This window comes from Pseudarthrobacter sp. CC4, assembly GCF_048957775.1.
Lineage (GTDB): Bacteria > Actinomycetota > Actinomycetes > Actinomycetales > Micrococcaceae > Arthrobacter.
In genome coordinates this window covers 22,317-30,221 of the sequence record NZ_JARCCZ010000042.1, presented here as the reverse complement: position 1 = coordinate 30,221, position 7,905 = coordinate 22,317, and the positions used below count along the sequence as shown (strand labels likewise).

Genomic DNA, 7,905 nt, shown 5'->3' with positions numbered 1-7,905 from the left:
TGCATGGGAATAGCTGCCGGGGAGACGAAGCCACCGCGAATGAATACGCCCGCTTTCAATCCGCAGGGATGCCAGTAAAAGGCTGCGTACTGCATCAGATGCATCATTTTCGGGCGCGACCGTCCGGGCCGAACCGGTTTTCTGACGGTGTCAGCCCTCGCACTCGATGCAGTAGGAACTCCCGTTGTCTTCGCGCGCGAGCTGGGACCGGTGCCGGACCAGGAAACAGGATGAGCAGGTGAACTCGTCCGCGGCCTGCGGGACGACCTGGACGATGAGTTCCTCGGAGACGATTTCCCCGCCTGGAGTCAGTCCTTCATCGAGAGCGTCGGCTTCGTCGAGTTCGGTGACGACGCTGCGGGCATCCGGGGCGCTGGCGGACTTCAGGGCCTCCAGCGAGCGTTCCTGGGATTCTTTGACGTCGGAACGGACTTCGTCGTAATCGGCAGCCACGGGTGGTGGTCCTCGTTTCTTCACTCTGTCGCTTGTGTTTTACCAGTGAGCAACCTACACCACCGCGAGGTTTATCCCGCGCAGGGATATGGCTGCCGTCCTCTGGGCTAGAGATAGTTCCCGCGTCCGGCGGGTCTTGACGTGTCCCCGGCATGGGCCGACACTCGTTCTCACACACCGACGAACGGGAGGCCGCCGTGAATGGTCAGCGCATCGGCTACGTACGGGTCAGCACCCTTGACCAAAACGAGCAGCGCCAGCTCGAAGGACAGGTCCTGGACCGGGTCTTCACGGACAAGGCCTCCGGCCGGGACACCGCGCGGCCGCAGCTGACCGAACTACTCCGGTTCGTCCGCGACGGCGACGCCATAGTCGTGCACAGCATGGACCGGCTCGCCCGAAACCTCGATGACCTCCGCGCACTCGTCCAAGGCCTCACCCGGCGCGGAGTGCGGGTCGAATTTCTCAAAGAACACCTCGTCTTCACCGGCGAGGACTCCCCCATGGCCAACCTCATGCTTTCAGTCATGGGTGCCTTCGCTGAATTCGAACGGTCCCTGATTAGGGAACGCCAACGCGAAGGCATCGCCCTGGCCCAGCAACGCGGCGCCTACAAGGGCAGGAAGAAGACCTTGACGCCGGAACGGGCAACCGAACTGGTCCAACGCGCCGGCAACGGCATCCCGAAAGTCGTCCTCGCCCGCGACTATGGAATCAGCCGGGAAACGGTCTATCAGTACCTCCGCCAAGCCCGAGGTCAGTAGACCCCAGGCTCCTCCCCCAGTGCAGCGTTATGGCCGGCGAGTATAGAACTCAAATCCGGAGCCGTTCCCACAACCTTGAGATTTAGCGTTCGTAGTTGTCCCATGAAATTTCGACCAACGCGATTTGGTCGAAATTTCGCCTATTCCTGGGTCTGTTGCGCGACGCAAGGGCAGGGACCGGAACGCATTGCCGAGCAAAGCGCCCCGGCCTTGACGCGTTGCGCGCACGATAACAGGCCGGTGCGGGTAAAGACACCGCGGCACCTACGATTGGTTCCATGGACCCAGACACCCGTGAGGAAGCTGCCTTGCCGTACTACCGCACGCATACCTCCATGTCGCTTGAGGGCGAAGCTGCCGTCGGCCGGATCGCAATCTGGGCCGCATGGCTGGAAGTAACCCTGGCAGACTTTTGCGCAGTTCTCATTGATGCTAGGACAGGGGTGGGAACAACACTGACGGACGGTATGACCGGCTCACAGATGATTCAGATGTCTAAGAAGCTTGCACTGTCGCCTTATTCCCCTTTGTCCCCGGAGCTACAGCAGCGGGTCGTGACAGTTCTCGCCAGCGCCAAACGAGCATTGGAACAACGAAACAAGATACTTCACGCCTCAGCGGGGGGATCACTCACTCCCGGCTCAACGGCCTTTTCCAGCCGCCGCCGCAACGCCCAAGGTCAACTGGAGGCAGCCATCCAGACTCCGGAGGAGCTAGACACCATGGGTGCCCAGCTGCACGCAGCCATGGAAGAGGTTTGGGACTGTTCAGGAGAAGTGACAGACGCACTACACCGGCATCGAGGAAGATCTCGCAAGATCTAGGATGCATTCGTTGCACTGGTCATCTAGCTACGTCGATTTATCGCGCTTCTCAGGACTCGAGGTTACGGGTACGAAAATTGTCGGCGGCGAGTGCAATACTTGTGCCACAGGCGCAAGGAGGGACCACCCATGACGGTTTTGGCCGTGGACTTCAAAACCACTGAAGAGTTGAAGCATGAACGAGACGCATTGGTGCAGAAGTCGGGACTGACACTCGACGAACTCATGTCACAGGGAGAGGACTACCGCCTGACGGTAAGTCAGTACGCCATTTTTGAAGAGATAGCTGACATAAACTACCTTCTCGGTGAGTAGCCCGGCGCAACGCAGGCAAGAACACAGGCGGAGCATAGAGCGCAAGGCTGGAGAGTTCGCCGCGAGGGTGAACCACACTCTAAAGGCTTTTCTTGGCCGCGACGACGACGTCGTGCACGTAGACGCCAGAGGCAGCCGCGTGGTCGTGAAGACCATTCAGGGCGAAGGTCTAGTCCTTACAGTCTCCGGCAATCCAGTGTTTCGGCTTACTGTTCGTTATCACTGCGAGTTGAATCAGGCGAACACGTATCTCGCTGTTGAATCGAGTGCCTTTGCGATCCATCACCATTTAACAACTGAGCCCATCGTGCGCTACGACTTCATCCGGAGCCCCAAGAGCAGTGTTCCATCAGCGCACATCAATATGCATACTGTGTCCGAAGCCCTAACGAGGGCTATGGAAGATGCCGGAAAGAATAGACGCGCAGACAGGAGAAGGCTCGACACCGCGGCCGGTACATCGATGCGTCCGTCCCAACTGCACTTGCCCTTGGGCGGACCACGATTTAGGCCTGCGCTTGAGGACGTTCTCGAAATGCTCGTGGTCGAGTTTGCCATCGACCGCTCCGTAGAGTGGCGCTCGTCCTTAAGGGAAGGACGGTCCCTTTGGCGAGATACTCAGCTAAGGGCGGCAGTAGCCGACAACCCCGAAGCTGCAGTAGAGGCGTTGACGGAGCTGGGTTATACCGTGGAGTGGCTTGGATCAACGGAAGAAAAACCAGGATTGAGGAGTCAGAAGCTGGAGCAGTTCTGAGCCGGAAATCAGGAAGACAGCCGGACCACCGTTCCTACTTCAAGCGCTAGTCCTAGCTTGACGGAATATCCCTTATCGGCCTTCGGAAATGAGCGGGGGAGAGGCCTCAAAGGGGCCCGAAATGCCAGCCGCGCAGGGTCTGCCTCGGGACGGATGGCCCCTGGCACCGATCGGGAATCTATGACGAACTCTTGGCCGCGCGAACCCGCGCAGCAAGCGGAGTTCTGGGGCGTCCGTGGTTACGATCACTCCGACCCAGCGTTTTAGCGCGAGAGGTACTCCTTGTGCCGGCGGTGCGCCTCGGCTACTTCGGCGCGGATTTTTTCTATGTCTTTGGCCTTGTTGCGGTATTTCGGTTCCATCTGTTCGATTTGCTGTTCTTCCTTCCGCAGGGCGTTATAGATACGCTCGCGCTCGGCGGGGTCCGCGGTGTATTCGAGGTCCAGGTAGTTGACAGCGTGGCGTCGGGCGTTGTTGATTGCGGTCTGCGCCTTGCCTGCCTTGCTCAGCAGCGAGGTCACCACGGTAACGATCAGCACGCAGATAATGACGGTCAGGGACAGTTCGGTGCTGATTTCAATGCTTGGGACCGGTTCGCCGCCGTTGACGAACGGCAGGTTGTTTCCGTGCAGGGCGTGCAGGATCAGCTTGGCGCCGATGAAGGCGAGGATCGCGGCCAGGCCGTAGGACAGGTAGATGAGCCGGTCCAGCAGGCCGTCGATCAGGAAGTACAGCTGGCGCAGGCCCATCAGCGAGAACGCCGTGGCCGTGAAGACAATGTAGACATTCTGCGTGAGGCCGAAAATCGCCGGAATCGAATCCAGCGCGAACATGATGTCCGTACCGCCGATGGCGACCATGACCAGCAGCATCGGGGTCAGGACCTTTTTGCCGTTCTTCATGGTGAGCAGCTTGTCGCCGTCATAGTGGTCGGTGGTGTGGAAGAACTTACGGGCCAGACGGATCATGAAATTGTCCGCTTCGCCGCTGCCGTGGTCCGGCTTGAGCAGGTTGCCCGCCGTGACCAGCAGGATCAGACCGAAGGCGTAGAAGGCCCAGGCGAAGGAATTGATCAGTGCCGCGCCGAGGAAGATGAACCCGGTGCGGACGATCAGGGAGAACATAATGCCGAACAACAGCACCTTCTGCTGGTCCTCGCGTGGAACCCGGAAGCTGGCGATGATGATCAGGAAGACAAACAGGTTGTCCACCGAAAGTGCCTTCTCCGTGATGTACCCGGCGAAGTACTCCTTACCCATATCGGGGCCGCCGAAGGCGAAGACCAGAACGCCGAAGATGATGGCGATGCCCACGTAGATGGACGACCAAATGGCCGCTTCCTTCAGGTGGGGAACATGCGCTTTTCGGATGTGAAAAAAGTAGTCAAAGGCCAGCAGGGCCAGAATGCCCACAATGGTGATGCCCCAGATCAGCGGAGAAACAGTCAACGTGTTCCTGCTTTCGTAAGGTGCGTAGCAGCCAGCCGAGTAAGTCTCTCCGCCCGCCGTCCGGCGGGCCGCTGCACCCGGCGAGGCATCGATGCCTAACGTGGTGACGTTTGCAGCGCTTCGGAATACTCCCTTACGTGTTTTCACCCTAACCGGGGGTGAAGCAAGACGAAATAGCAGTCTCAGCCCCAAGGAATTGAGGCCCGTCGTTTCGTTTTAGGGAGGGACCTTCACCGGTCACTGACGGGCTCCCGTCGCTTGGAGTTGCCGGTCCGGTTCCCGGCCGCGCCGTGGCTTTCCGAGCCGAGGTACCCGATCACCAGTACTGACTTCATTGACAGCTGGGCCGGCGCCTCACTCGATCAGGGGTTACGACCCTGCTGCACCTTCCTGGGGACCACGGCGGCCAGACCGTCCCGGCCGCCATGATCACTTGGAACCGCGGAACGGAATTGCCCGGGACTATGGCGGATTCAAAACCGCTGGAAACCACGCCCTAATGCTGCGACCCGCACTCGCGCTGGCTCCCAAAGGTGGGACGCCGCCGGAGCAAGACACCTGAGCCTCCTTCCGAGGGGGACCGGTATTCCCGGGCCTGCCCTCGCGCCCGGTTAGCGGCAAGGACAAGAGGTCCGCTCAATCAGGTAAAGGGGGAAGTGCACTATCCGGTCATCCTCTGCCGAGGGGTTTCCACGGCCAACGGTGTTGTTGGTAAGTATCCAGAGCGACCCACCGGGGGCGACGTAACGCCCGCAGGCGCCCGTACTGGTCGACGGCGAAACGTCCACCCATGACACTGGCCCAGCATCAGTGCCCGAAGGGTTGTCCCGCTACACCAGTTGGACACACCGCGCAAGCCTGGAACGGAACCGCTAAGCAGGCGGCCGAAGCCTCTCCGCGTTCGTTTAGCTGGGGCCTCAGTCCGGAGTCTTCCGGAAGCGAGTGAGTCACAAAGCATTGTTCCTTGACCCGTTGATTCCAGCACCGCCACGGATGTAAGCTAAGTCACATTCCTTAATGCGGTAAAGGAATTTCATATCGTGGAACTGAGGCGGTGCTCAAGGGTGAGGCCGGTTCCGAAGCTCATAAAAGGGGCGCACTATGGAAAAGAAGAGTGAGGCCGCGCTGGATCAGGCGTCCAGCAAGGGTACGTTGGCCCACCAGATTGAGGGGGCGTATCAGCGCATCGGGGTGACCGGGGCACACCGCCAAATTGTTTTAATGATTCTACTGGGCGTCTTCTTCGATGCACTGGAGCAGAACGCCGTCGGCATTACCGGCCCGGTCCTTCGGGAATCGTGGGGCCTGGGCGCCGGCGAGATCGGACTTCTTAACACAATGACTTTCACTGCCACCGCGCTCGGGCGCGTGGCAACGGGGCTGATCGTCGACAAGTACGGCCGCCGGAACATGCTGGTGATCAACCTGATCATCTTCGCCGGCGGCTCACTGTTGTGCGCCGTAGCACCCAACTACCCGATACTCGCCGCCGGGCGCTTCATTGTCGGGTTCGGCCTCGGCGGAGAAATCGCCGTCGCCGTGATCATGATGGCCGAGTTCTTTGCAGCCAAGCACCGCGGCACCGCCGTCGGACTGATCAACGTCACCGCCGCAGGCCTTGGCAACATGCTCGCCCCGGCCTTCGGCATCCTTGTCTACACGCTCTTCGACGGCCCGGACAAGTGGCGCTGGGTCTTCGGCCTGCTCTTCATCCCGGCCCTGCTGGTCATGTTTTTCCGCCGGTACGTCCCGGAAACTCCCCGGTTCCTGGCGTCCCAGGGACGGCTCGATGAAGCCAACATGGTCATCACCCGGCTCGCCAGCGGTAAGCTCTCAGGCCGCATTGATGACCCGGAAGCCTACATCACCGCGGTGCCGGGCCCGGCTGTCATCGAATCCAAGGGGCACTGGAAGGACGCACTGCGCGGCCGGCTCCTGAAGCGGACCGTCCTGCTCTGCGTCGCCGTGTGCATGTCCTACGCAGCCCAGATCTCGATGCTGACCCTGATGCCCACCATCCTGGTCTCCCGGGGCTACGCCCTCAATACCAGCCTCTGGTTCACCCTCATCATGCAGTCCGGATCCCTCATCGGGGCCGCAACCGCCGCGTTCCTGGCCAGCCGGCTCCCCCGCAAGAAGGTCCTCACCGGGGCAGCAATCCTCGGCTGCGCCGCTGGGCTCTCCATGGCCTTCCTCGCGAATGACATCGTCCTGGTCGTTCTGTTCGGGGTGCTGTTCAACTTCTCCGTCATCATCCTGAACACCACCATCTGGCTCTTCGCCCCCGAGCTGTACCCCACCCGCACCCGCGGGTTCGGCACCTCGATCATCCTGGCCGCCGGGTCACTGTCCGGCGGGCTGTTCCCGCTGATCTCCGGCGTCATCTTCGACGCCGCAGGACTCATGGGCATGTTCACGACCCTCGCGGGGCTCTTCATCATCCTGGGCGTCGTGGTGCAGTTCCCGCCCGAAACGTTCGGACAGCCGCTGGAAGAGGACGCCACCGAGGACGAAGGAGCCATCTATGGCCACTGAATCCAGCGCTCAGGCGAAGGTTCTCCTGATCAATCCGAACAGCAACTCCCGGACCACCCAGCTGATGACCGACATAGCCGCCGGCATCCTCGAACCCGAGGGCCTGGAAGTGGTCGGCCTGACGGCAGCCGGAGGCCCCGCCATGATCATCGACCCGGACTCCCTCGCAGAATCGGCACAGCACGTCCACGACGCTGTGCACGACTATATGAGGGGGCCGGACGGAACCACTGTCAAAGCGGTGATTGTTGCGGCCATCGGCGACCCGGGACGGAGTGCCCTTGCCGAAAGCCTTGACATACCCGTCATCGGCATCGGCCAGGCTTCCATCCAGTCAGCCTGCGGAGAGGGCCGCCGGTTCGGGATGGCGACCAGCACTCCCCTGCTCGCCGGGTCGCTGTCGGCACTGGTTAAGCGCCATGGCCGTAGCCGGTGGTTCACCGGGGTCAGGCTGACGAGGTCCGAACCGCTGGTTCTCGCCTCGGACCCGGAACAGCAGTATCTGGAACTGGCCGAGGCAGTGAGCGAAGCCAGCCACAATGATGGGGCGGAAGCAGTCATCATCGCCGGCGGACCCCTCAGCGAAACAGCCAGGCGGCTGGCGCTGACCGGCATGGCGGAGATCATCCAGCCTGTACCCAGCGCATGCGCCAAGGTCCTCCAGGAACTATCGACCACGCCACAAACAGCAACCCAATAAACAGGATGTGGTGAGAGGGCGCACCTTCCGCGAAGGCGCGCCCCCACCTCGTCCAGCTCACATGATGGTTCCTGGGAGCGCGGCCACCTTAAGTGCCGACCTGACGTGGTCC

General features: G+C 61.0%; 8 protein-coding genes. 6 read left to right on the top strand and 2 right to left on the bottom strand.

Features of this window, described 5'->3' with window-relative positions:
• Nucleotides 1-150 precede the first annotated feature (150 nt).
• Nucleotides 151-453 (bottom strand): DUF4193 domain-containing protein, encoded by a 303-nt coding sequence (locus PV768_RS20730; RefSeq protein WP_421094073.1) that lies wholly within the window; start codon nt 451-453, stop codon nt 151-153.
• 197 nt (nt 454-650) lie between these two features.
• Here PV768_RS20730 and PV768_RS20725 point away from each other — a divergent pair, with 197 nt between their 5' ends.
• From PV768_RS20725 to PV768_RS20710, 4 genes are all read left to right on the top strand, one after another.
• The gene (locus PV768_RS20725) at nt 651-1,217 is read left to right on the top strand and encodes a recombinase family protein (protein WP_421094072.1); all 567 of its coding nucleotides are present in this window, start codon (nt 651-653) and stop codon (nt 1,215-1,217) included.
• A gap of 278 nt (nt 1,218-1,495) precedes the next feature.
• Nucleotides 1,496-2,041, top strand: coding sequence for a hypothetical protein (locus tag PV768_RS20720; RefSeq protein ID WP_421094071.1), 546 nt, complete (start codon nt 1,496-1,498; stop codon nt 2,039-2,041).
• A gap of 129 nt (nt 2,042-2,170) precedes the next feature.
• Nucleotides 2,171-2,356, top strand: coding sequence for a hypothetical protein (locus PV768_RS20715; protein ID WP_421094070.1), 186 nt, complete (start codon nt 2,171-2,173; stop codon nt 2,354-2,356).
• Entirely contained in the window at nt 2,349-3,110 is a 762-nt protein-coding gene (locus tag PV768_RS20710; protein WP_421094069.1) for a hypothetical protein, read from the top strand. The genes PV768_RS20715 and PV768_RS20710 overlap by 8 nt, the downstream gene beginning before the upstream one ends.
• Before the next feature lie 263 nt (nt 3,111-3,373).
• Here the strand turns inward: PV768_RS20710 and PV768_RS20705 are convergent, their stop codons facing one another.
• Complete coding sequence (locus PV768_RS20705) at nt 3,374-4,558, bottom strand: TerC/Alx family metal homeostasis membrane protein (RefSeq protein ID WP_421094068.1); 1,185 nt, start codon at nt 4,556-4,558, stop codon at nt 3,374-3,376.
• A gap of 1,221 nt (nt 4,559-5,779) precedes the next feature.
• Here PV768_RS20705 and PV768_RS20700 point away from each other — a divergent pair.
• Both PV768_RS20700 and PV768_RS20695 read left to right on the top strand, forming a co-directional pair.
• On the top strand, nt 5,780-7,093 hold the full coding sequence (locus PV768_RS20700; RefSeq protein ID WP_421094067.1) for an MFS transporter: 1,314 nt from the start codon (nt 5,780-5,782) through the stop codon (nt 7,091-7,093).
• Complete coding sequence (locus PV768_RS20695) at nt 7,083-7,793, top strand: aspartate/glutamate racemase family protein (RefSeq protein ID WP_251421472.1); 711 nt, start codon at nt 7,083-7,085, stop codon at nt 7,791-7,793. The genes PV768_RS20700 and PV768_RS20695 overlap by 11 nt, the downstream gene beginning before the upstream one ends.
• Nucleotides 7,794-7,905: the final 112 nt, after the last annotated feature.

What these genes read in the sequence shown, in the direction of transcription:
- PV768_RS20720 (WP_421094071.1), top strand. Translation starts at nt 1,496, where the DNA reads ATGGACCCAGACACCCGTGAGGAAGCTGCCTTGCCGTACTACCGCACG.
- PV768_RS20715 (WP_421094070.1), top strand. Translation starts at nt 2,171, where the DNA reads ATGACGGTTTTGGCCGTGGACTTCAAAACCACTGAAGAGTTGAAGCAT.
- PV768_RS20700 (WP_421094067.1), top strand. Translation starts at nt 5,780, where the DNA reads ATGATTCTACTGGGCGTCTTCTTCGATGCACTGGAGCAGAACGCCGTC.
- PV768_RS20695 (WP_251421472.1), top strand. Translation starts at nt 7,083, where the DNA reads ATGGCCACTGAATCCAGCGCTCAGGCGAAGGTTCTCCTGATCAATCCG.